General features: G+C 69.2%; 23 protein-coding genes. 13 read left to right on the forward strand and 10 right to left on the reverse strand.

The window, feature by feature from the left end; all coding sequences use genetic code 11:
* Nucleotides 1-3 precede the first annotated feature (3 nt).
* Nucleotides 4-648, reverse strand: coding sequence for an alpha/beta fold hydrolase (locus RIN43_RS08015; RefSeq protein ID WP_309128378.1), 645 nt, complete (start codon nt 646-648; stop codon nt 4-6).
* Nucleotides 649-729: 81 nt separating this feature from the next.
* Here RIN43_RS08015 and RIN43_RS08020 point away from each other — a divergent pair, with 81 nt between their 5' ends.
* Together RIN43_RS08020 and RIN43_RS08025 are read left to right on the forward strand one after the other, a co-directional pair.
* Nucleotides 730-1,317: an NUDIX hydrolase family protein gene (locus RIN43_RS08020; protein ID WP_309128379.1), complete on the forward strand. Its 588-nt coding sequence runs from the start codon at nt 730-732 to the stop codon at nt 1,315-1,317.
* 43 nt (nt 1,318-1,360) lie between these two features.
* Entirely contained in the window at nt 1,361-3,274 is a 1,914-nt protein-coding gene (locus RIN43_RS08025; protein ID WP_309128380.1) for a M3 family metallopeptidase, read from the forward strand.
* 46 nt (nt 3,275-3,320) lie between these two features.
* On the opposite strand, the gene RIN43_RS08030 is transcribed toward RIN43_RS08025, so the two are convergent.
* A complete protein-coding gene (locus RIN43_RS08030; protein WP_309128381.1) occupies nt 3,321-4,388 on the reverse strand; it encodes a low specificity L-threonine aldolase in 1,068 nt (355 codons plus the stop codon).
* A gap of 65 nt (nt 4,389-4,453) precedes the next feature.
* Here RIN43_RS08030 and RIN43_RS08035 point away from each other — a divergent pair, with 65 nt between their 5' ends.
* Nucleotides 4,454-5,974: an MFS transporter gene (locus tag RIN43_RS08035; RefSeq protein ID WP_309128382.1), complete on the forward strand. Its 1,521-nt coding sequence runs from the start codon at nt 4,454-4,456 to the stop codon at nt 5,972-5,974.
* Between the two features lie 14 nt (nt 5,975-5,988).
* On the opposite strand, the gene RIN43_RS08040 is transcribed toward RIN43_RS08035, so the two are convergent.
* On the reverse strand, nt 5,989-6,654 hold the full coding sequence (locus RIN43_RS08040) for an SDR family NAD(P)-dependent oxidoreductase (protein ID WP_309128383.1): 666 nt from the start codon (nt 6,652-6,654) through the stop codon (nt 5,989-5,991).
* A 106-nt stretch (nt 6,655-6,760) separates the two neighbouring features.
* On the reverse strand, nt 6,761-8,179 hold the full coding sequence (locus tag RIN43_RS08045) for a DUF6421 family protein (RefSeq protein ID WP_309128384.1): 1,419 nt from the start codon (nt 8,177-8,179) through the stop codon (nt 6,761-6,763).
* Between the two features lie 73 nt (nt 8,180-8,252).
* Between RIN43_RS08045 and RIN43_RS08050 the strand changes: the two genes are divergently transcribed.
* From RIN43_RS08050 to RIN43_RS08060, 3 genes are all read left to right on the forward strand, one after another.
* Nucleotides 8,253-8,702, forward strand: coding sequence for an Lrp/AsnC family transcriptional regulator (locus tag RIN43_RS08050; protein WP_309128385.1), 450 nt, complete (start codon nt 8,253-8,255; stop codon nt 8,700-8,702).
* A 72-nt stretch (nt 8,703-8,774) separates the two neighbouring features.
* On the forward strand, nt 8,775-9,740 hold the full coding sequence (locus RIN43_RS08055) for a 1,4-dihydroxy-2-naphthoate polyprenyltransferase (RefSeq protein WP_309128386.1): 966 nt from the start codon (nt 8,775-8,777) through the stop codon (nt 9,738-9,740).
* Between the two features lie 2 nt (nt 9,741-9,742).
* Nucleotides 9,743-10,537: a protein phosphatase 2C domain-containing protein gene (locus RIN43_RS08060; protein ID WP_309128387.1), complete on the forward strand. Its 795-nt coding sequence runs from the start codon at nt 9,743-9,745 to the stop codon at nt 10,535-10,537.
* Nucleotides 10,538-10,543: 6 nt separating this feature from the next.
* Here RIN43_RS08060 and RIN43_RS08065 read toward each other — a convergent pair whose 3' ends face one another.
* On the reverse strand, nt 10,544-11,569 hold the full coding sequence (locus RIN43_RS08065; RefSeq protein WP_309128388.1) for a DUF5937 family protein: 1,026 nt from the start codon (nt 11,567-11,569) through the stop codon (nt 10,544-10,546).
* 68 nt (nt 11,570-11,637) lie between these two features.
* Here RIN43_RS08065 and RIN43_RS08070 point away from each other — a divergent pair, with 68 nt between their 5' ends.
* Both RIN43_RS08070 and RIN43_RS08075 read left to right on the forward strand, forming a co-directional pair.
* A complete protein-coding gene (locus tag RIN43_RS08070; RefSeq protein WP_309128389.1) occupies nt 11,638-11,994 on the forward strand; it encodes a cupin domain-containing protein in 357 nt (118 codons plus the stop codon).
* A gap of 33 nt (nt 11,995-12,027) precedes the next feature.
* Complete coding sequence (locus tag RIN43_RS08075) at nt 12,028-12,321, forward strand: DUF4287 domain-containing protein (RefSeq protein WP_309128390.1); 294 nt, start codon at nt 12,028-12,030, stop codon at nt 12,319-12,321.
* A 16-nt stretch (nt 12,322-12,337) separates the two neighbouring features.
* Here RIN43_RS08075 and RIN43_RS08080 read toward each other — a convergent pair whose 3' ends face one another.
* Together RIN43_RS08080 and RIN43_RS08085 are read right to left on the reverse strand one after the other, a co-directional pair.
* Entirely contained in the window at nt 12,338-13,117 is a 780-nt protein-coding gene (locus RIN43_RS08080) for an ABC transporter permease (RefSeq protein ID WP_309128391.1), read from the reverse strand.
* The gene (locus RIN43_RS08085; protein WP_309128392.1) at nt 13,114-14,205 is read right to left on the reverse strand and encodes an ATP-binding cassette domain-containing protein; all 1,092 of its coding nucleotides are present in this window, start codon (nt 14,203-14,205) and stop codon (nt 13,114-13,116) included. Before RIN43_RS08085 ends, RIN43_RS08080 begins: the two co-directional genes overlap by 4 nt.
* Nucleotides 14,206-14,266: 61 nt before the next feature.
* Between RIN43_RS08085 and RIN43_RS08090 the strand changes: the two genes are divergently transcribed.
* Nucleotides 14,267-15,253, forward strand: a complete 987-nt coding sequence (locus tag RIN43_RS08090; RefSeq protein WP_309128393.1) for a WYL domain-containing protein — start codon at nt 14,267-14,269, stop codon at nt 15,251-15,253.
* A gap of 24 nt (nt 15,254-15,277) precedes the next feature.
* Here the strand turns inward: RIN43_RS08090 and RIN43_RS08095 are convergent, their stop codons facing one another.
* Nucleotides 15,278-15,538 (reverse strand): DUF4229 domain-containing protein, encoded by a 261-nt coding sequence (locus RIN43_RS08095; RefSeq protein WP_309128394.1) that lies wholly within the window; start codon nt 15,536-15,538, stop codon nt 15,278-15,280.
* Nucleotides 15,539-15,652: 114 nt separating this feature from the next.
* On the opposite strand from RIN43_RS08095, the gene RIN43_RS08100 reads away from it, so the two are divergent.
* Both RIN43_RS08100 and menD read left to right on the forward strand, forming a co-directional pair.
* Nucleotides 15,653-15,991, forward strand: coding sequence for a PLDc N-terminal domain-containing protein (locus tag RIN43_RS08100; protein WP_309128395.1), 339 nt, complete (start codon nt 15,653-15,655; stop codon nt 15,989-15,991).
* On the forward strand, nt 15,988-17,661 hold the full coding sequence (menD, locus tag RIN43_RS08105) for a 2-succinyl-5-enolpyruvyl-6-hydroxy-3-cyclohexene-1-carboxylic-acid synthase (protein WP_309128396.1): 1,674 nt from the start codon (nt 15,988-15,990) through the stop codon (nt 17,659-17,661). Before RIN43_RS08100 ends, menD begins: the two co-directional genes overlap by 4 nt.
* A 71-nt stretch (nt 17,662-17,732) precedes the next feature.
* Here menD and rmuC read toward each other — a convergent pair whose 3' ends face one another.
* Entirely contained in the window at nt 17,733-19,328 is a 1,596-nt protein-coding gene (gene rmuC, locus RIN43_RS08110) for a DNA recombination protein RmuC (protein ID WP_309128397.1), read from the reverse strand.
* A 53-nt stretch (nt 19,329-19,381) separates the two neighbouring features.
* Between rmuC and RIN43_RS08115 the strand changes: the two genes are divergently transcribed.
* The gene (locus RIN43_RS08115; RefSeq protein WP_309128398.1) at nt 19,382-20,236 is read left to right on the forward strand and encodes a polyphosphate kinase 2 family protein; all 855 of its coding nucleotides are present in this window, start codon (nt 19,382-19,384) and stop codon (nt 20,234-20,236) included.
* Between the two features lie 21 nt (nt 20,237-20,257).
* Here RIN43_RS08115 and RIN43_RS08120 read toward each other — a convergent pair whose 3' ends face one another.
* Nucleotides 20,258-20,971, reverse strand: coding sequence for a class I SAM-dependent methyltransferase (locus RIN43_RS08120; protein ID WP_309128399.1), 714 nt, complete (start codon nt 20,969-20,971; stop codon nt 20,258-20,260).
* Nucleotides 20,972-21,048: 77 nt separating this feature from the next.
* Between RIN43_RS08120 and RIN43_RS08125 the strand changes: the two genes are divergently transcribed.
* A complete protein-coding gene (locus RIN43_RS08125; RefSeq protein WP_309128400.1) occupies nt 21,049-21,648 on the forward strand; it encodes a hypothetical protein in 600 nt (199 codons plus the stop codon).
* The last annotated feature ends 163 nt before the right edge of the window (nt 21,649-21,811 follow it).

Raw genomic sequence — 21,811 nt, forward strand, 5'->3', positions numbered from 1 at the left:
CCGTCAGGCGACGGCATCCTTCCACTGCGAGAGGAACACGCGCACATCCGAGAGCTCCTGCTCCGAGATCGAGTGCGTCAGGCCCTGATAGACGCGGCCGGAGAGCTCGCCGTGATCCGGCAGCCACTGGGCGGTGTGGTCGATCAGCTGGGCGGGGATGACGTCGTCGTGCGTGCCGCGGCCCCAGAATACCGGCGGCCGTTGCTCTCGCAGCCTGAGGTCACCCGGCAGGTCGCCTGGAGCCGCGTACCCGCTCAGCACCGCCACCGCGTCGATGCGGTCGGGCGCGAGGCGCAGCGCCTGCAGCGACACGGCGGCCCCCTGCGAGAAGCCGAGCAGAGCCACGGAGGCGGCATCGGCCGCTTCGGCGTCGAGCCAGCGCAGCAGCGATTCGGCAGCCAGGGTGATGCCTGCGGAATCCCTGGTGTCCAGCGAGTCGACGGGGAACCACGAGCGTCCGGGCATGGGCCACGGCGGAGACAGGGGAGCGGCGACCGACGCGACCGCCAGCCCGTCGGGGAGGAAGGGCACCAGGCCGAACAGATCGTGCTCATCGGCGCCGTACCCGTGCAGCATCACGAGCAGCGCTTTCCCGGCGCGCTCACCTGGCGCCCAGAGCGTGGCGGCGGGGTCGATCGAGAGGCTCACGCATCAATCATGCCCGCCTGCGCCGACATGCCGCAGGCAGACGCCGGACCACCCGGCGGGACCGGCTGGTAGAAAGGAGACATGGCGGTGCGCACCCCTGATCCAGACCCCGATGACGGCTTCGGGTTCGACGACGTGCCGTCGGCCGGTGCGAACCCGGCCTGGCTGAGCGACATCGAGCTCGAACGGGCCAGGCGCCGGCTGCCGATGCTCTACGTCGAGGCGATCCCGGTGCGAAGCGACGGGTCCGGTCAGGTGACGTCCGTCGGCGTGTTGCTGCGTTCCACCCCGTTGGGTGAGATGACCCGCTCGATCGTCTCCGGCCGCGTGCGCTACGGCGAGACGATACGCGATGCGCTTTTCCGGCATGTCGAGAACGACCTCGGTCCCATGGCCTTCCCGCTGCTGCCTGCCTCGCCCGCTCCCTTCGCGGTGGCCGAGTACTTCCCGATCCCCGGTGTCAGCGCCTTCCACGACGATCGGCAGCACGCTGTCTCGCTGGCCTTCGTCGTGCCGGTCACCGGCACGTGCGAACCCCGGCAGGACGCGCTCGAGGTCACCTGGTTCTCGCCGGAAGAGGCGGCTTCCGATGCGCTGTCGGCCGAGATGGAAGGCGGTCGCGGCACGCTGATCCGCCAGGCGCTGGCCCACCTCGGCCTGCTGCGCTGAGCGCTTCTCGCACCGCGGGACGCGCACGGATAGGCTCGGGCGGGTGACCGCACACATCGTCTTCCCCACCGCATCCGGCGACTGGCTCGCGTTCGTGTCCAACCGCACCGAGGACCGGCTCGCCGAGGTCGCCGACCTGGCGGGCCGCCTCAAGGACGGCGCCTCCCGCACCGCACTCGAGACCCTCGAACTCTGGAACGACCTGCAGATCTCGCTCCGGCGGGCTCGCAGCGAGTCGGACGTGCTGTGCGAGGTGCACCCGGACCCCGACGTGCGGGCGGCCGCGGAGAAGGGCGTCGCCGCCGCGCAGGCCGCAGAGGCGGCGCTGATGGCGGATGCCGAGCTCGCGGCCGTCTTCGCGGCGGCCGACCCGGCTGGTCTCGAAGCAGACGCGGCGCGCGTGTGGGAGCATCTGCTGCGGGACTTCCGTCGCGGCGGCGCGGATCGGGACGATGCCACCCGCGAGAGGGTGCGGCAGCTGGCCGCCCGCGACAGCGAGCTCAGTCTCGCGTTCGCGCGAAACATCCGCGAAGGGCGCCGGGAGATCCGGGTGGCCCCGGAGTCGCTCGCCGGCCTTCCGAAGGACTTCATCGAACGGCATCCGACCGGCGATGACGGGCTGGTCGCGCTCTCCACCGACAATCTCGATGTCATGGCGGTGATCAACTACGCCCACGACCGAGAGACCCGCATCGCGCTGCGAAGGGCGCGGGCCGACCTCGCCTGGCCGGAGAACGACGCCGTGCTCGCCGAACTGCTCGAGGTACGCCGGCATCGTGCCGAGCTGCTGGGCTATGCGAGCTGGGCCGACTACGAGACCGAGACGCGCATGGCCGGCTCCGCCGCACGGATCGCCTCGTTCCTCGACGAGGTCGACGACGCCTCCCGGTCGGTCGCCGACGAGGAGTACGAGCTGCTGCTCGCCCGATTGAGGCAGGACGTTCCCGACGCCTCGGAGGTCACCGGCGCCGACCACCAGTACCTGCTCACACGACTGCATGAGGAGCGCTTCGCCGTCGACGCGCAGGAGGTGCGCCGCCACCTGCACTTCGACCGCGTGCTCGCAGGCCTGCTCGACATCACCGGGAGGCTCTTCGACATCGAGTACGTGCCGACGGCGGATGCCGCGTGGCACGAGGACGTGCACTCCTACGATGTGGTCCGCGCGGGTGACAGGCTCGGGCGCATCCACCTCGATCTGCATCCGCGAGAGGGAAAGTTCAACCATGCCGCTTGCTTCCCCCTCGCGCCGGGCGTGCGCGATCGGGTGCTCGCGGAGGCCGTGCTGGCGTGCAACTTCCCTCGCGGCCTGATGGAGCACCGGGAGGTGCAGACGTTCTTCCACGAGTTCGGTCACCTGGTGCACGACATCCTCGGCGGGGACCAGCGGTGGGCGGCGTTCTCGGGTGTGGCGACGGAGTGGGACTTCGTCGAGGCGCCGAGCCAGATGCTCGAGGAGTGGGTGTGGGACGCCGAGGTGCTGGGCGCCTTCGCGACTGACGAGACGGGCACTCCGATCTCCGCAGCCCTGGTGGAGCGGATGCGGGCGGCCGACGCGTTCGGTCGTGCCACTCACGTGCGGATGCAGCTGGGCCACGCGAGGGTCTCGTACCACCTGCACATGGACCGGCCGGCCGATCTCGCCGCGGCGACTGATCACTGGTACGAGGTGTCGAACAGGGTGCGCACGCTGCCTGGAACGCACACGTACGCGTCGTTCGGGCACCTCACCGAGTACGGCTCCTGCTATTACACGTACCAGTGGAGCCTGGTGATCGCGCGCGACCTGCTCACCGGCTTCAGCGGCCTCATGGATGCCGCATCAGCCACCCGTTACCGCCGCGAGATCCTCGAGCCGGGCGGTAGCCGCGATGCGGCTGAGCTGGTGCAGTCCTTCCTGGGCCGGCCGTTCACGGTGGACGCGTACCGGGAGTTCCTGGGCGCTCCTGCCGCCTGACGTGCGCTCGCCCGCCGACGGGCGCGCCGGCTGATCCGGCCGGTCGTCAGGCCGTGGTGAGGCGGCCCAGCTCTGCGACGAAGGCGTCGACGTCGGACTCGTGGGTGTCGAAGCTGCACATCCAGCGCACTTCGTTGCGCGATGCGTCCCAGTCGTAGAAGCGGAACGTCTCGCGCAGGCGATCGGCGACCCCGTCGGGCAGGGTCGCGAAGACGCCGTTCGACTGGGTGGGCTGGGTGAACTCCACACCGCGGATGCTGCCGTCGGCGAGCCCCTGCTCGACCTCGGACCGCAGGCGCTGCGCCATCGAGTTGGAGTGGCGTGCGTTGCGCAGCCACAGGTCACCCTCGAGCAGGGCGATCAGCTGCGCCGACACGAACCGCATCTTCGACGAGAGCTGCATGTTGTACTTGCGGCCGTAGATCAGCCCGTCCGACGCCTCGGGGTTCAGGACGACGATCGCCTCGCCGAGCATGGCGCCGTTCTTCGTGCCCCCGAAGCTCAGCACGTCGACGCCGGCGTCGCGCGTGAAGGCGCGCAGGGGCAGGTCGAGGGCTGCGGCGGCGTTGGAGATCCGTGCGCCGTCCAGATGCAGCTTCATACCGCGCTCGTGCGCGTGATCGGCGAGCGCCTTGATCTCCTCGACCGTGTACAGGGTGCCCAGCTCGGTGGACTGTGTGATCGAGACGACCAGCGGCTGCGCGCGATGTTCGTCTCCCCAGCCCCAGGCCTCGCGGTCGACCAGCTCGGGGGTGAGCTTGCCGTCGTCGGCGGGGACCGTCAGGAGCTTGAACCCGCCGATGCGCTCGGGGGCCCCGCCTTCGTCGACGTTGATGTGGGCGGTGGATGCCGAGATGACGGCGCCCCAGCGCGGCAGCATCGACTGCAGGCCGGTGACGTTGGCGCCGGTGCCGTTGAACACGGGGAACGCCTGCACGCCCTCGCCGAAGTGCTGCGCGAACACCTGCTGCAGGCGTTCGGTGTACTCGTCCTCGCCGTAGGCGATCTGGTGCCCGTCGTTGGCAGCCGCGATGGCGGCGAGGACCTCGGGGTGGATGCCGGAATAGTTGTCGGACGCGAAGCCGCGAACGGCGGTGTCATGCAGAACGCTCACCGAACCAGCCTATTGTCTGCGCAGGTGGTGCAGCATCGCCTCGGAGTGACGAAGTGCACTGTCGGATGTCGGCGACCCTGATTACGCTCGACCTCGTGGAACGCACCGTAGAGACCAGGGCCTTCGCGAACGTCCTGGTGAACACGCTCATCGCCAACGTGACGACGAGCTTCCTGTGGTTCGCGCTGACCTTCTGGGTGTACATCGAGACGCAGTCGGTGCTCGCCACCGGTGTCATCGGCGGCGCCTACATGCTGTTCATCGCGTTCTTCTCGATGGTGTTCGGCACCATCGTCGACCGGCACCGCAAGCACACCGTGATGGTGCTGTCCAGCGTCGTGTCCGCGGTCGCCTTCGCGATCGCCGGCATCCTCTACCTCTGGCACCCGGAGAGCGCCCTGCTCGATCTCGGCGGGCCGTGGTTCTGGCTGTTCTCCGGGATCATCCTCTTCGGCGGCGTCATCGAGCAGCTGCGCAACATCGCGCTCTCGACCACCGTCACGCTGTTGATCCCCGAGGAGCGCCACGCCAACGCCAACGGGCTGGTCGGCACGGTGCAGGGCATCGCGTTCCTGGTGACCAGTGTGTTCTCCGGCCTGTCGATCGGCTTCCTCGGCATGGGGTGGACGCTCGTCATCGCGATCGCCGCGATGATCCTCACCTTCGTCCACCTGCTCTTCGTGCGCATCCCGGAAGAGCAGCCGGTGCCCGATCCTGACGCGCCCAGCGCGCTGGACTTCCACGGCAGCGTGCGGGCGATACGCCTGGCGCCCGGACTGTTCGCGCTGATCGTCTTCTCGACCTTCAACAACCTCATCGGCGGCGTCTATATGGCGCTGATGGATCCGTACGGCCTGACCCTGTTCTCGCCGCAGCTGTGGGGCATCGCCCTGGCTTTCGCCTCGACCGGCTTCCTGATCGGGGGGGCGCTGGTGGCCAAGTTCGGACTCGGCAAGAAGCCGGTGCGCACGATGCTGCTCGTGGTCATCGCGATGGGCGTGCTGGGCTCCGTGTTCATGCTGCGTGAATGGTGGCCGTTGTACGTGGTCGGCATGTGGCTCTACATGATGCTCGTGCCGCCGGTGGAGGCCGCCGAGCAGACGGTGATCCAGAAGGTCGTGCCGTTCACCCGCCAGGGCCGCGTGTTCGGCATGGCGGCGGCGATGGAGGCCGCGGCCGCCCCGGTCACCGCCTTCCTCATCGCCCCGATCGCGGAATTCCTCATCATCCCCTACATGCGCGAGGGCGAGGGGCGCCAGCAGTGGGGGTGGCTGCTGGGTGAGGGTGAGGCACGCGGGATCGCGCTCATCTGCCTGTTCGCCGGCATCATCATGGTGATCGCCGCCGGACTGGCGTTCTTCACCCGCTCGTATCGCAAACTCACCGAGCTGTACGCCCGTGCGCCCGCCGACGGCGATGCGCCGGCCGGTGACGCCCCGGCGACCGGCGGCGACGGGGAGCGGCCCGAGGCCGACCTCATCCTCGATCCGGTCGCCGCTCGAGGCGGTCGTGCCGAGGGCGAGTCGGCTGTCGGTCGCGGAATGGACGAGCCGGACGGCACGGAAGCGCCGGACGAACAGCGGTGAGCCCGCGTGCCGCCTCAGTCGGTCGCCGCTGCGGTGGCGTCGAGGGTGAGCACGGTGTCGTTCAGCTCTTCGGCCGGGGCGTCCCACAGGCCGACGACGGCTCGAGCGAGAGTAGCGGGTTCGAGTGCGCCCTTGGCGCGGAGGATCACGGACGCTGCGCGCAGCGGCGTCGCGGCATCCCGTGCGGCCTTGGCATAGCCCTGCGCCACCGCGCGGGCCCAGGCCTCACTCGCGGCTTTCACGCTGGCGTAGTTCGCGCCCCCGGCGAGCGGCCGGGTTACCACGGTCGACGATACGATCGCGAAGCGGCCGGCATCCGACGCCCTGATCGCAGCGTCGAACGCCCGGCTGGTCGCGCGGACGGCCTGGAAGGCCGGCAGCAGCGCGTCGAGGTCAGCATCGCTCTGTGCGGCGAGCCCGCCGCCGCCGCGCCATCCGCCCACCAGCGGGATGACGGCGTCGACGGCTCCCATTCGCTCGCCGAGCGCGGTCATCGCCGAGAGTGACGTCGCGTCGGCGATCACGGCCTGCGCGCCGGCATCCGTCAACGGCTCGAGCCTCTCCGCAGAGCGACCCGATGCGATCACCCGCGCGCCGGCACCGATCAGCGCCTGCGCGATCGCCAGTCCTGCGGCGCTCGTGGCACCCGCGAGAAGGACGGTGCGTCCGGATGCGGTCATAGTCGGCTCCATCTTCGGGAAAGGATGTCGTGGGAGGCCGCCGTCGGCGGGAGATTCCTGGCCGCACGCCCGGCCAGGCCTCCCGCCAACCGCTGTGGATGGCGGCTCAGTCGTCGGTGCCGCGAATGCCGACCGTCGACTCGATGACCGGATTCATCTTCTTGTCGAGCGCCTCGAAGAACATCGAGAGCGGGAACTCGTCGTCCAGCACGGCGTCGGTGTAGCCCTTCGGAGCCCCGGAGAGCACCTCGTCGGAGAGACCGCGTGCCCAGGCGGACGCCGGGTGCGGGGTGAGCACACCGCGGACCAGCTCGTACGCGGCCAGCCAGTGCGCGGTCTTCGGGCGATCGATCGATCGCCAGTACAGCTCGTCGATCGCATCGCCGAGTGCGACGACCGCATCGGGCACGCCGTCCCAGTCGAAGGCGAGCCGGGTGTCGGTCCAGTGCAGCACGCCCCGCTGGTGCAGCCAGGCGAACAGCAGCTGGCCGCCGAGTCCGTCGTAGTTGCGCACCCTCGTACCGGTGATCGCGAAACGGAAGATCCGGTCGAAGATCACCGCGTACTGCACGAGGGCCGAATGCTCGAGCATCTCCTGCTCGGCATCGCTCAGGTCGTCGCTCGCCGAAAGGCGCTTCTGGATCTTCACCGACTCGCGGAACGCGGTCAGATCGCACCGCAGCTCTTCCAGGGAGTAAAGGAAGAACGGCATGCGCTGCTTGATCATGAACGGATCGAAGGGCAGATCGCCGCGCATGTGGGTGCGATCGTGGATGATGTCCCACATCACGAAGGTCTTCTCGGTGAGAGCCTGGTCGTCGAGCATCCGCGCCGCCTGCTCCGGCAGGTCGAGTTTGGTGATCTCGGATGCTGCGCGGACCACGCGCCGGTAGCGGGCGGCCTCGCGATCCTGGAAGATGGCGCCCCATGTGAAGGGCGGGATCTCGCGCATCGCGACGGTCTCAGGGAACAGCACCGCGGAGTTGGTGTCGTACCCGGGCGTGAAATCCACGAGCCGCAGCGACACGAACAGCTTGTTGCCGTAGTCGCCGGCCTCGAGCTCGGCGATGAACTCCGGCCAGATCGTCTCCACGATGAGCGCCTCGACGAGGCGGTCGCTCGATCCGTTCTGGGTGTACATCGGGAACACGACGAGATGGCGGATTCCGTCGACGCGGTGCTGCTGCGGCTGGAAGGCGACCAGCGAGTCGAGGAAGTCGGGCACGCCGAACCCCTCGTCGGCCCAGCGCTGGAAATCCTTCACCAGCGCCTCGAGGTACTCGGCGTCGTGCGGGAAGGCGGGCGCCAGGGCACGGATGCCTGCGATGATCGCCGCCACGTGCTGCGCCGCCGCGGCGTGGTCGGCCTCCACCGGGATCGAGCCGTCCTTGACCTGCAGTGGCCGGATGGCGATCGCGGCGCTCTTCAGCAGGTCCCAGGCAGCGCTGCCTTCGGCGTTCGCGGCGTCCTCGACGACCTCGGGCTCGCCGATGATGGCCTGGGTGTTGGCGGTGGTGATGGACATCGGAACCTCCGATCGTGAGGAAGTGACGGAATGTTTCCGGCGATTGCCGGGTATGGGCGATATTCTTCCATGTATGGATGATCCTGTCGACCGCGCGATCCTGGCCGAGATCTCCCGCGACGGACGTGCAACGCTGGCCCAGCTCTCCGAATCGGTCGGGCTGTCGACCTCCGCCGTGCAGTCACGGCTGCGCCGGCTCGAAGCGCGCGGCGTCATCACCGGCTATCGGGCTGTGCTCGATCCGGAGGCCGTCGGGGCACCTCTGTCGGCCTTCATCGAGATCACCCCGCTCGATCCCGCCCAGCCCGACAACGCGCCGGAGCTGCTCGAGCATCTCACCGCGATCGAGGCGTGCCACTCGATCGCCGGCGACGCGGCGTACATGCTGTTCGTGCGTGTGGCGTCGCCGCGCGCGTTGGAGCAGCTCGTGCGCGATGTGCGCCTCGCCGCCAACGTGAGCACGCGCACCACGGTGGTGCTGCAGACCTTCTACGAGCACCGGCCCCTGGTGTCGCCCGCCTGACCCCGCCGGCGAGCGTCCAGCCGCAGCAGGCCGACAGATCGCGGACATCGGCGCGCTCGCTAGGATGCCTGCGTGGCACGAACCTCCAAGCAGACGAAGAAGCGCGCACCGCAGAAGCGGCGCACCAGCGGCAACCCGGCGAAGCGTCCGGTGATCGAGCTGGGGCCGCTGACCGCGAAGGACTGGATCGGCGCCGCTCGCCTGCGTACTCTGCCGCTCGCCATCGCCCCGGTCGTTCTCGGCACCGGCGCGGCGCAGACGGTCGATCACAACCTCCACTGGGTGATCGCCCTGGCGTGCCTCGCTGTCGCCGTACTGCTGCAGATCGGTGTGAACTTCGCGAACGACTACAGCGACGGCATCCGCGGCACCGACGCGCAGCGGGTCGGCCCCGCGCGGATCACCGCATCCGGCCGGGTTCCAGCCAAGCGGGTGCTCCTGGTCGCCCTCGTCTTCTTCACGCTCGCCGCGCTGGTGGGTCTCACGATCGTGATCCGCACACAGCAGTGGTGGATGCTGGCCATCGGTGCGGCGTGCATCGTCGCGGCTTGGTTCTACACCGGCGGCAAGCGGCCGTACGGGTACAACGCGATGGGCGAGCTGTTCGTCTTCGTGTTCTTCGGGCTCGTCGCAACCCTCGGCACCACCTGGGTGCAGGCGTTCTCCCTGCCGCTCGAGGCGTGGCTCGCCGCCATCGCGGCCGGCCTGTTCGCCTGTGCCGTGCTGCTCGCGAACAACCTGCGCGACATCGATCAGGACAGGCAGGTGGGCAAGCGCACGCTCACGGTGCTGATCGGCCGACGTGCCACGCAGGCACTGTTCACCCTGTTCGTGCTGGTGCCGTTCGTGCTCTCCAGCTGGATCGCGCTGCTCTACCCGATCGCATGGCTCGCGCCGTTCGCACTGCTCGCAGGCATCCCGGCGATCCTCATCGTCTGGACCTACCGTCAACCGCGCGAGCTGGTGATCGCGCTGGGCCTGACGTCGCTGACAGCGCTCGGCTACGCCGGGCTGGTCTACTGGGGGCTGGTCGGCTGAACGTGTCGCGGATCGTCTACTCCCTTCCCGCCGAGCCGGGTAGGGAGAGCGAGGATGCGTGCGCTGTCGGTGACGGCGTCGCGGTCGTCGTCGACGGGGCGGGGCTGCCGAAGGACATGCGGCTCGGATGCTCGCACTCTGTCGCCTGGTACGCCCGCATACTCGCGGAGGCGTTCCGGATGCGGCTCGAGGATCGGGCGAACGAGATGACCGAAGCTCTCGCGGGCGCGATCGCGGAGGTCACCGCGGCGCACGCCGGGACGTGTGACCTTCGACGCGGTTCTCCGAGCGCCACCGTGGCGGCCTGGCGGATCGACGGTGACGAGGTCGAGCACCTGGTGCTGAGCGACGCCTCGATCGTGCTGATCGGCGCCGATGGCACCGTGCAGGAGGTCACCGACGACCGGATCAACGACGCCGTCGAGCGCGGATCCGCGGAGCTGCTCGAGAACGGTGAGTTCTCGCAGGTCGCAGCTGCGCGTTTTGCCGCGCTCGACCGGACCCGCAATGTCGACGGCGGGTTCTGGTGCTGCCAGACCGACCCCGAGGCAGCGCGGCACGCCTTCACGGGGCGAACCCCGGTCCGCGACCTGCGGGCGATCGTCGCCGCCTCCGACGGCGGAAGCCGCGGGTACCAGCTGCTCGGAGCGCACTCACTCGAGCGGTTCGGCGCGCTCGCGGCACGGGGTGAACTGGCGCGTATCGCGCAGGACATCCGCGCCGCGGAGGACGCGCATGGCGTTCCGGCATTCACCAAGCCGCACGACGACATCGCGCTGGTCGCAGCGCTGATGTGACGAGGCTCAGAGCGTCGCCCCGATCAGCGCCTCACCGAGCGGCGTTCGCAGATGAAGCATGCGGTTGGCTTCGCGGGTGCTGGCGATCAGCCCCGCCTTGCGCAACACGGTGAGATGGTGCGACGCCGTCGACGTGGCGAGTCCGGTGTCGGCCGCCACCTGGGATGTGGTGCGGGCTACGTGCGCGGCGAAGAGGATCTCGGCGCGGGCGGGACCCAGCAGGGCGGAAAGCGCAGCCGCGACGTCGTTCGCCTCACGCGCCCAGCTCGCCGTGACGCCGCGGGCCGGGTAGAACAGCGTCGGCTGCGCGGGCGGCTCGGTGAGCACCTGGCATCCGAAGGAACTCATCACGGACGGGACCAGCACCAGGCCCGAGCCACGGCAGTCGATGAGCTCGCTGTGCCGTCGCAGCGACACCCGCACCGCGCCTTCCGCCCACGTGACGGCCGGATGGATGCCGGCCGCCATGCCCGCGATGCCCTCCGTTGCGATCATGCGTGAACGGAAGGCGATGTCGGTGCGAAGCAGGCGATCGAGCTGCGGCCAGACGGGGGCGAGCGCGACCTCCCAGACGCGTTCCCAGGCATCGGCGATCAGGCGCCGCGCCCGCGTCGGATGCTCCCGCATCCGCGCCAGCCGAGCACGGCGAGCACCGGACGAACGGACGACCATCTTCCCGAGGTCCACACGCATCCCGGCCGGTGATGCGGTGCGCAGCGCCGCGAGCTCGGTTTCCGGCGTGCGGTCCCAGCGTGGCTCGGCGGTCAGGAAGTCGGGTACATAGCCGTCGATGCCGATCACATCGGCGAGCAGGGCGAACGGCTCGCGAGGCACGCGGGAGCGCACCTCGCGCAACCATCCCCACTGCAGCGGATGCTGCGCCGGGCGCAGCAGCGCACGAACTGCGTGAGCGAGCTCGTGGCCAGGTGAGACGCCGAAGCGGACCGCCTCGACGTCTCCCGGAGCGAGGCGGAACTCGGCCCGGTGGTCCGGATGATCGACGCCCTCGACCGGATCGGTGTTTCGACGCACATCGAAACTCTAGCCCGCGGAAATGCCGCGCGGGAAGAGTGGGATCGCAACGACGAGAGGAGCGCAGCGTGGTCGAAACACTCGCGATCCCGACCCTGGTCGAGCCGGAGCGGATCCGGCTCGGAAACGGTCGGGGACGCAGGTTCGAGGGCGCCGATCACGGTGCCGGGATCTCGTACTTCTACGTCGACAACCAGCCCGGTCAGGGATCGCGGCTGCACTGGCACCCGTATCCGGAGACGTGGGTCGTCATCGAGGGCGACGTCACGTTCGTCGTCGGTGATGAGACCATCATCGCGACGGCGGGAGACACCGTCACGGGCCCGGCGTTCGTGCCGCACCGGTTCACGAACACCGGCGCGGGCGCCATGCGGCTCATCGGCATCCACGCTTCCGCCGTGATCATCCAGACCGACCTCGACTGAACCCCTCCCACCCAGCTCACATCAGGAGAAACCATGTCCTTCCAGGCATACCTCGACAACATCGAGACCAAGACCGGCCTCACGCCTCGTCAGTTCGTCGAACTGGCCACGGAACGCGGCTTCGGACCCGACACGAAGGCCACACCGATCCTGGAGTGGCTGAAGTCGGACTACGACCTCTCCCGCGGGTACGGCATGGCGCTCGTGCACGTCATCACGAAGGGCCCGAAGATCAGCGCCAAGCACGTCGGCACCGACGGCGTACATGCGGACGACAGCGACACGCTGTGGCTGGACGGCAAGGACACCAATCCAGCCACAGCCTGAGGTGATGGGATCGCCGTCAGCTGCTGCGCCGCATCGCCCGCACGCCGACCAGCAGGCCGACGACGGCGACGGCGATCGCCGACACCCAGCCCCACAGCACCGCTGACTGTGAGAAGTCCCCACTGAAGAGTGCGCGTTCAGCCTGCACGACCCAGTTGACCGGGTTGACGGAGGCCACGGCCCGCATCCATCCCGGCCCGGAATCAAGGGGCAGCAGCATGCCGGAGAGGATCAGCAGGGGGAAGATCAGGGCCTGCTGCACACCCCAGAAGAGCCACTCGTGCTGCTTCGTCGCCAATGCGAGCGTGTACGAGAGCGAGCCGAGACCGACACCGAACACCGCCAGCAGCGCCAGGCCGATGAGCAGCCCGCCTACATGTGCGATGAATCCGAACGGCCAGGCGATCAGCACGATGATCACAGCCTGCAGCACGATCGGCGCGATCTCCTTGAGTGCGCGACCGATGAGCAGAGAGGAGCGAGAGAGCGGCGCGACCAGGGTGCGCTCGTGAGACCCCGTCATCATCTCGTACTGAAGGTTGGACCCGGTGGCGCCGGTGCCGAACAGCACGATCATCACGAGCACGCCGGGTACGAACCACTGCAGTGTCTCAGATGCTGATTGCCCGGAGCCGCCGATCAGCAGCGGCGCGAAGAGTCCGAGGAAGACGAGCGGCTGCAGCAGGCTGAAGATCAGCGAGAACGGGTCGCGGACGACCGGGCGCAACTCGCGTATCAGCACGTCGTAGGTGTCGCGGGCCACGTTCGGGCGGACGAGAGTGTCTGAAGAGGTCATCGCTGGGCTCCTGTCTTGATGTCTCCGGCGACGGTCGCCGCCCGATGTTGGTCGTCGGGCGTCCGAGGCTCGCCCGCGGGGTGTGCCTCGTCTTCGCCAGGCTCGTCTTCCTCGCCCTGACCCGCACCCGATTCCCGCAGTGAGCGCCCGGTCAGCGCGAGGAACACGTCGTCGAGCGTCGGCGGGACACCGCTGGCGCGCAGCACCGGTGCTGCCGCAGCATCGAGCTCGCGGATGACGATCGGCAGCAGACGGTCGCCGTCCGGCGCGGCGAGTGTGATCGTCGCGTCCGATCGCGTCGGCTCCACGGTGGTGAGACGCGTGACGACCTGGACGGCACGCGCCGCCCGGGCGGCATCCTCGAATGTGAAGGTGAGCACATCCCCGGCCAGGGTTGCCTTGAGTGCGGCGGCGGTGTCGTCGGCGATCATTCGGCCCTTGTCCATGACCATCACGCGTTCGGCGTAGCGATCCGCCTCCTCCAGGTAATGCGTGGTGAGGAAGACGGTCGTGCCGTGCTGACTCCGCAGATCCTGGATGTGCCCCCAGAGATTGGCGCGGCTCTGCGGATCGAGACCCGTCGACGGTTCGTCGAGGAACAGCAGCGGCGGAGCGTGCATCAGGCCGAGAGCGATGTCGAGGCGCCGCTTCTGCCCGCCGCTGAGCTGCTGCACGGTGCGCGTCGCGAAGTGTCCCAATCCCAGTGACTGGATGAGTTCGTCGGCGCGTCGATTGCTGGCGCCTCTGCTCATCCCGTAGAACGCGCCCTGGCTGAGCAGTTCGTCGCGCACACGCTGCGAGAAGCTCCCGCTGGTGAGCTGGCCGACGTAGCCGATGCGGGCGCGGACACCGGCGGCATCCGAGCGGATGTCGTGGCCGACGACGCGAGCCGAGCCGGAAGTGGGCGGCAGGAGCGTGGTCAGCATCCGCAGACTCGTGGACTTCCCGGCGCCGTTGGGCCCGAGGAAGGCGACCAGCTCGCCTGGCCAGGCGGTGAAGGTGAGGTCAGTGACTGCGTGGACCTGCTTCTTCTTGACGGTGAAGACCTTAGTGAGGCCTTCCGATTCGATGATGGGTTGGTTCGGCATGACACGAGCGTAGAAATCAACCCGGACAGTTTCTGTCCTCATGATCTGGCACTCTGACAACATGTCCGACACCACCACTCGTGCGCTCGCGCTGCTGAACCTGCTGCAGACGCACCGCCACTGGCCCGGCTCGGAACTGGCTGCCCGGCTGGGAGTGACAGAGCGAACCGTGCGTCGCGACGTCGACCGGCTGCGCGAGCTCGGCTACCGGGTGGAGTCGACGCCGGGTGCGGCAGGGGGATACCGGCTCGAGGCGGGCAGCGCCCTGCCGCCGCTGCTGCTCACCGACGACGAGGCCGTGACGATGGCGATAGGGCTCAGGGTCGCGGCCACCCAGCAGCTGATCGGCGGACCGGAGGTCACTCTGACCGCCTTGGCAAAGCTGGAACAGGTGCTGCCCGGTCCGCTGCGGCGGCGTGTGGCCGCGCTCGCCGCGGCCGTGCAGCCGACGCGCCTCGGACCGGAGCCGGTGGTCTCGCCGACGGTTCTCGGCGAGATCGCGTTGGCAGCGCGCGACCGCGAGCGGCTGCGACTGCGCTATCGCGACAGGAATGATGTCGAGACAAGGCGTCGCGTCGAACCGCACATGCTCGCGCCGGGTGGGCGTAACTGGTATCTGCTGTGCTGGGACCTCGACCGTGACGACTGGCGCACTCTGCGTGTCGATCGGATCGAGGCCGTCGAGCACACCCGGGTGCTGTTCGAAGCGAGAGAGCTCACCCCCGAAGAGATCGAGGAGCGCATTCTCATCGCCGCGTCATGGTCGCCTCAGAAGGTGGAGGTCGATGTCGTGATGGAATTGCCGCTCGCCGAGATGCAGGAGCGGTTCGGCGGTTGGTCGGAAGGCGCTGCAGCAGAGGGCGAGACTTCCACGCGCTGGCCCGTCGGCGGCGGCGACTGGCGCGAGGTCGCCTACGCGCTGTGCTGGATTCCTGAGGGCGTCGAGTACGTCGCAGACCTGGCGGAACCGGCCAGAAGCGAACTGCGCGAAGCGGCGTCGCGGATGCTGCGTGCGCTGGAGTCTCCGCCGCCTGGTTCCCGCGGGTGAGCTTCCAGTACGGGGATGCGGGACTCAGGCCCGAGGGCCGGCTTCGTCCTCGGCGTCCTCATCCGGGCGGCTCCGGTGACGTTTTTCGAAGATGTCCCGGGAGGCGTCGGACAGAGGGGCTCGCAGGAACAGCAGCGAGATGCTCATACCGATGAGCGCCGAGAACAGGGCCGCCAGCCACCAGTACTCGCGGAAGATCGGGAAGAAGAACCACAGGATCGCCAAGGGCACGAGGAAGGCCAGCAGCCGCAGCACGGTGTACACGAGGAGGGGCGGCAGCTTCACCCATCCAGTCTAGGAGCCGCCGGTTAGGCGCCCGCTGTGCGAGACCGCGGGAACCGGCGGTCTCGCGAGGGGCTGCGCCGATCCAGGGCCGCCCAGCCGACCTACACTGGATGCATGGCACGCATCCTGATCATCGGCGGATTCCTGGCCGTGCTCTTCTGGGTGTTCAGCATCGTGGACTGCGCTGTGCAGCCGGCGGAGCGGCACCGTGGCGTGTCCAAGGCCAAGTGGGTTCTGATCGTCGTGCTGCTGCCGGTGATCGGCGGCATCCTGTGGTTCGCCATCGGACGACGACGCCCGGGGCACGACGACTCGCCGCTGTTCCGGCCGGATGACGACCCGGAGTTCCTGCGCGGCATCTCCCGCAAGGAGCAGGACGCCCGCATCAAGCAGCTCGAGGAGGAGCTCGCGCGTCTGGATGACGAGACCGACGGCACGGACAATCGCTCGTGACCGCGTCGCCCGCGAGCGCGGCGGCGGGTGAGCTGCTCGCCGAGCTGATCGGCAGTGGTGTGCGCGATGTGGTGCTCTCGCCAGGATCCCGCTCTCAGGCGCTCGCGCTCGCCGCGGCATCGCTCGCCCGCGTCGGGGTGCTTCGCGTGCACGTGCGGATCGACGAGCGCGTCGCCGGGTTCACGGCGCTCGGCATCGCCCGAGAGACGCGCCTGCCCGTCGCCGTGATCTGCACCTCGGGGACGGCGGTGGGCAACCTGCTGCCGGCGACGATGGAGGCTTTCCACTCCGGCGTGCCGCTTCTGCTGCTCACGGCCGATCGGCCTCCGGAACTGCGTGGCGTCGCCGCCAACCAGGCCACTGTCCAGCCCGGAATCTTCGGCTCGTTCGTTCGCTGGCAGAAGGACGCCACCACGCCGGTGCCGGACGACGGAGCGGCCACGTCGTGGGCCGGGCTGGGGCGCGAAGCAGTGGCGGCCGCCCTGGGCCTGACCGGTTCCGGCATCACCGGCGTCGCCGGGCCGGTGCACCTCAATCTGCCCGCCAGGGCACCGCTTTCCGACGACACGGCCGCGGTCGCGCACCCCGGCCCCGCGCCTGCTCGATCGGAACCCACGGCGACGACGCTGCGCCGCGGGCCGCGCACGGTGGTCATCGCGGGCGCTGATGCAGGAGCGGACGCCGAGGCGGTTTCTCACGCCGGCGGATGGCCGCTCATCGCCGAGATCGTCAGCGGATCGAGGTACGGGAGACTCCTCGTCCACGGCTATCGCGCGCTGCTGGGTGACGAGGCGCTCGGCGGCAGAGTCGAGCGCGCGATCGTCTTCGGGCACCCGACGCTCAGCCGCGAGGTCGCGGCGCTGCTGTCTCGCGACGACGTAGAGGTCGTGGCCGTGCGCTCAGGTGGGCAGGCGGTGAACTTGAACGGCCGCTCGCAGCCCGCCGACGCCATCTCGGTGGAGGCGGGGGCGGCGGATCGGCAATGGCTGGGCGCCTGGATGAACGCCTCGGCGGCGGCCGCCATCGATCTGAGCGCTCCCGCACCGGATCAGGCCGGACTGTACGCGGCGGACAGCGCCGCTCGGCTCACCGCGGTGCGTGCCGAGCTCGAGGCGGTGCGCCGTCCCGTCGACCGGGAGCTCCTGGCGGATGCGGTGTGGCGCGCGACCTGGCCGCACGACCGCCTCGTGTTCGGGTCGTCGCGGCTCGTTCGCGTCGCCGACCAGGTGCTGGGCGGCAAGAAGGTTCCCGTGCACGCCAACCGCGGTCTCGCCGGCATCGACGGCACGATCGCCACCGCGATCGGGATCGCCGTGGCCAGCCAGGCGGAAAGTACGCCCGGTGTGACCAGGGTGCTGCTCGGCGATCTCGCCTTCCTGCATGATGTCGGTGCCCTGCTGCTGCCCGTCGATGAGCCGACGCCCCGGATCCAGGTCATCGTGGGCAATGACGGCGGCGGGACGATCTTCGACGGTCTCGAAGTCGCCGCGTCCGCGCCTTCGGCCGACCTCGATCGGGTCTTCTACACCCCGCATTCGGCCGAGCTTGGTGAGCTGGCCTCCGCGTACGGCTGGGACTACACGCAGGTCGCGACCCGATCCGCCCTGGATCAGGCGCTCACGTCGCCAGTGACGCGACCGCAGATCATCGAGGTCCCGCTCGAGCGATGAACCGCGCCCTCGACCAGAGCACCCGCTAGCGATCAGGGGGCTCGGGGGTTCACTGCGGGTGGCAGCGCTGTTCACTGCAGGCGATCGGCGATGGAGTCGACGTCGGCGCGGGCGTAGCGGGTGCCGCTGTCGCGGGGCGCGTCTGAGCCGCCTGCCTCGATGGCCGGCAGGCCGTCGTCGTACAGATCCGCTTTGGAGGGCGGAATCGCGAGGGCTTCCACCGGGGAAGTGTCGCTGAGCACCTCGTCCAGGCCCTGCAGGGCGCTGAACCGGCGGGCCTGGGTCACGACGTTGCGGTCGAGCGAGCCGGCGAAGCGGTTGTAGGCCTCGACGGTGGTGTTGAGGCTGCGGCCGAGCTTCGCGAGATGGCTGCCGAGCGTGCCCAGCCGCTTGTGCAGTTCCTTGCCGACGGCGAAGATCTGCTGCGCCTCCTGGGCGAGCTGATCCTGTCGCCAGGCGTGGCCCACCGTGCGCAGCAGAGCGATCAGCGTCGATGGGGTGGCGATCACGACGTTGCGCTCGAAGGCGTACTCGTAGAGCGTGGCATCCTGGTCGAGCGCGGCGACGAGGAAGGGCTCTGCAGGCACGAACATCACGACGAACTCGGGCGAGCCTGCGACGACGTCCCAGTACTCCTTCGCGCCGAGGTCGTCGATGTGCTTGCGCAGGTGGCGGGCGTGGGCCTGCAGACGCTGCACGCGCACCGCCTCGTCGGTGGCCTCCATCGCCTCCAGGTAACCGCTGAAGGCGACCTTGGAGTCGACGACTACGCGCTTGTCGCCGGCGAGGTGCACCACCAGATCGGGGCGCAGCGCGCCCTCGTCGGTGTCGTGATGCAGCTGCTCGTCGAAGTCGACGTGATTGAGCATCCCGGCCGCCTCGACCACGCGCCGCAGCTGCAGCTCGCCCCAGCGACCACGCACCTGCGGGGCGCGAAGCGCGTTCACCAGGTTGCGGGTCTCCGAACCCAGCGTCTCCGACGACTGCCGCATGAACTGCAGCTGCTCGGCGAGCGCCGCGTTCGCCTCGAGCCGCGCCTTCTCGGCAGTCGTCATCTCGGTCTTCACCGTGTCGAGCGTCTTCTGGATCGGCTCGATCAGCTGCTGCACCGCATCCTGGCGCTTCTGCAGCTCGGCCGCCCCCTCGCTCTGGCTGCGCTTGAGACGCTCTTCGGCCTGTTCCAGGAATGCCCTGGTGTTCGCCTCGAGCGCCTTGCGGCTGAGGGCGTCGAACTCATCGGAGAGCCGCTTCTGGTCGGTGCGCAATTCGTCGAGGCGTTCGCTCGCGCGCGTGCGCTCGAGCGCGAGATCCGCCTCAGCCTCCTCACGCACCTCCGCCAGCCGCCTGACGTGCTCCGCTCGCTCCTCGCTCAGGCGGGTCTGCGCTTCGCTCTTGGCCTGAGCCACTGCGGCCTCGCCGTCCCGGCGCGCCTCCGCGACCCGGCGATCGGCGAGGGCGCGCTCCTCCTCGACCCGCACACCGATCTCGGCGCGCAGCGCCTCGGAGTCGCGCTCCAGCGCCTCGACGCGCAGACGCGCTGACTGCAGCTGGGCCTGCTGCGCTGCATCCGACGCCCGCCCGCGTTGCATCCCGAGCACGAGCCCGAGGCCGCCGGCGAGAGCCGCGGTGAATGCGGCGACGGCGATGACGAGAAGCGAGGTGTCCATGTTGCGATTGTGGCGGGTGCCTCCGACATCGGCGGCGGGTGCATGATGTCTGCATGAGCAAGCACGTCTGGACCGCGCGCCCCGATCGAATCCTGCGGGCGGGGGAGGGCTTCCGTCTCGACGCGGTCGATGCCGGTGCGACGCCGGGTTTCGCGGGCGACAAGGCCGTCGCGAGAAAGCAGCTGGCGGTCCGCTCGCAGCTGCTCGGAGATCTGCAGGAGCGGCTGTATGCCGGAAGCCGGACGGGTGAGGCGACGGATGCCGTACTGCTCGTGCTGCAGGCGATGGACACGGCAGGCAAGGGCGGCATCGTCCGCCATGTCGTCGGCGGCGTCGACCCTCAGGGCATCGAGCTGGCCGCCTTCAAGGCGCCGACGGAAGAGGAGCTGAAGCACGACTTCCTCTGGCGCATCGAGAATCGGCTCCCCGCGCCGGGGTTCATCGGTGTGTTCGACCGCTCGCACTACGAGGACGTCCTCATCGCCCGCGTGCACGGCCTGGCCGACGGCCGCGAGATCGAGCGCCGGTACGACGCGATCGAGGCCTTCGAGCGCCGTCTCACGGAATCGGGCACGCGCATCGTCAAGGTCATGCTGCACATCTCGCGCGACGAGCAGAAAGAACGGCTGATGGAGCGTCTCGATCGCCCCGACAAGCATTGGAAGTACAGTCCCGGCGACGTCGACGAGCGGCTGCGGTGGGACGATTACATGGCTGCCTACCAGGCCGCGCTCGAGCGTACGTCGACACCCGACGCTCCCTGGCACGTCGTTCCTTCCGACCACAAGTGGTACGCGAGGCTCGTCGTGCAGGAGCTCCTCATCGCCGCGCTCGAGGACATCGACTCGCAGTGGCCGCAGGCCGATTTCGACGTGGCGGCCGAGCGGAAGCGGCTCGTCGCGAGCTGAGCCGGGACGAGGTTCAGCGCGTCAGGCCCCGGGCTTGCGCCCCCGGTGCAGCGCGACGATGCCGAAGCTGAGGTTGCGGTAAGCGACCTCCGTCCAACCGGCCTCGCGGATCCACCCGGCGAGCGTGCGCTGATCGGGCCAATCGCGGATCGACTCGTTCAGATAGTCGTACGCGTCGCCATTCGTGCCGGCGAGACGCGCGACCCGAGGCAGCACCTGCGCGTTGTAGAACCGGTACAGCCCTCGGAACAGCCGGCCAGGCGGAGTGGAGAACTCGTTGATCACGAGACGTCCGCCGGGCTTCGTCACACGGAACAGCTCGCGCAGCGCCTTCTTCGGATCCTGCACATTGCGCAGTCCGTACGACATGGTCACCGCGTCGAACTCGCCGTCGCCGAACGGCAGCGCCGTGGCGTCGGCCTCGACGAAGGTCAGATTGGCCAGATGTCCGTGCCTGCGCCGGCCCTCAGCCAGCATCCCGGGCGAGAAGTCGGCGGCGACCACGTCGGCGCCGCTCGCCGCGAGTGACGCCGATGACGAGGCCGTGCCCGCCGCGAGATCGAGGATGCGCTCGCCGCGCTTCGGCGCCACCGCACGCGTCGTCGCGGCGCGCCAGAGAGCGTCGTTGCCGAACGTCATCAGCGTGTTCGTGCGGTCGTAGCCGCCGGCGACCTGATCGAACATGCCGCTGACGCGAGACGGGTCTTTGCCGAGGTCGGCGCGGTTCGGCTCCATGCCTCGATCCTAGTTCCAGCGGCGCGCGCACTCAGGGCGCCGTCGGGCCTACGGCGACCGGTCGTAGACTCGGCGGGGTGAATGCGAATCGTCCCGAGCCGGGCACACCGATGATGGTCCAGTGGAGCAAGTGGGACGGATCGCCGCACTGGGCCAATGAGGAGGTCTACCTCGGCCAGGACGAATGGGGTGACTGGCTCGGGCAGCCCGTCGGCTGGCGCAACACCCGCCCCGGCCGCGATTTCGCGGCGGGCAATCCGAACGTCACCCTGATCCCGCACCCGGATGCTGAGCTCGGCGCGGCCGATTTCGCCCTCACAGTGAACCGTCGCCACCCCAAGGGCATGCGCATCTACATCGACCTCGCCTGGGAGCTGCGCTGGATCGGCGAGACCGGCAGCTCCCGGACGGATCTCGATCTTCCCGTCTACGCCACGGGCATCGACATGGACCTCGATGTGGTACGCGTCGTCGGTGAGCGCGGCACGTGGATCGACGACCGCGACGAGTGGGAGGAGCACCTCGTGCAATACGGTTATCCGGCCCACGTCATCACCCACCTCGAAGCGCTCGCCCTCGATCTCGAGCAGCGGGTCCTCGGGAAGCTTCCTCCTTTCGACGACGCCACCGCCGACGTCTGGCTCGACCGGCTGGAGTCCCTCGGACTGGACCGTTGACGTCGGTTCCGTGATTCTCGATCCCGGCGCGGATCGAGAACGCATCCGCAACCCGCGGGGGACATGTCCTTTTGATCCGCGGCACGTGTCGGTGCACGGCAGGGCGTCCACCGCGCGCGTCCGCCCGCGGCGGGGGCGCTCGTGCTCAGCGGTGAACAGTAGG

Source organism: Microbacterium sp. (genome assembly GCF_031178445.1).
In the GTDB taxonomy this organism is placed as follows: Bacteria; Actinomycetota; Actinomycetes; order Actinomycetales; family Microbacteriaceae; genus Microbacterium.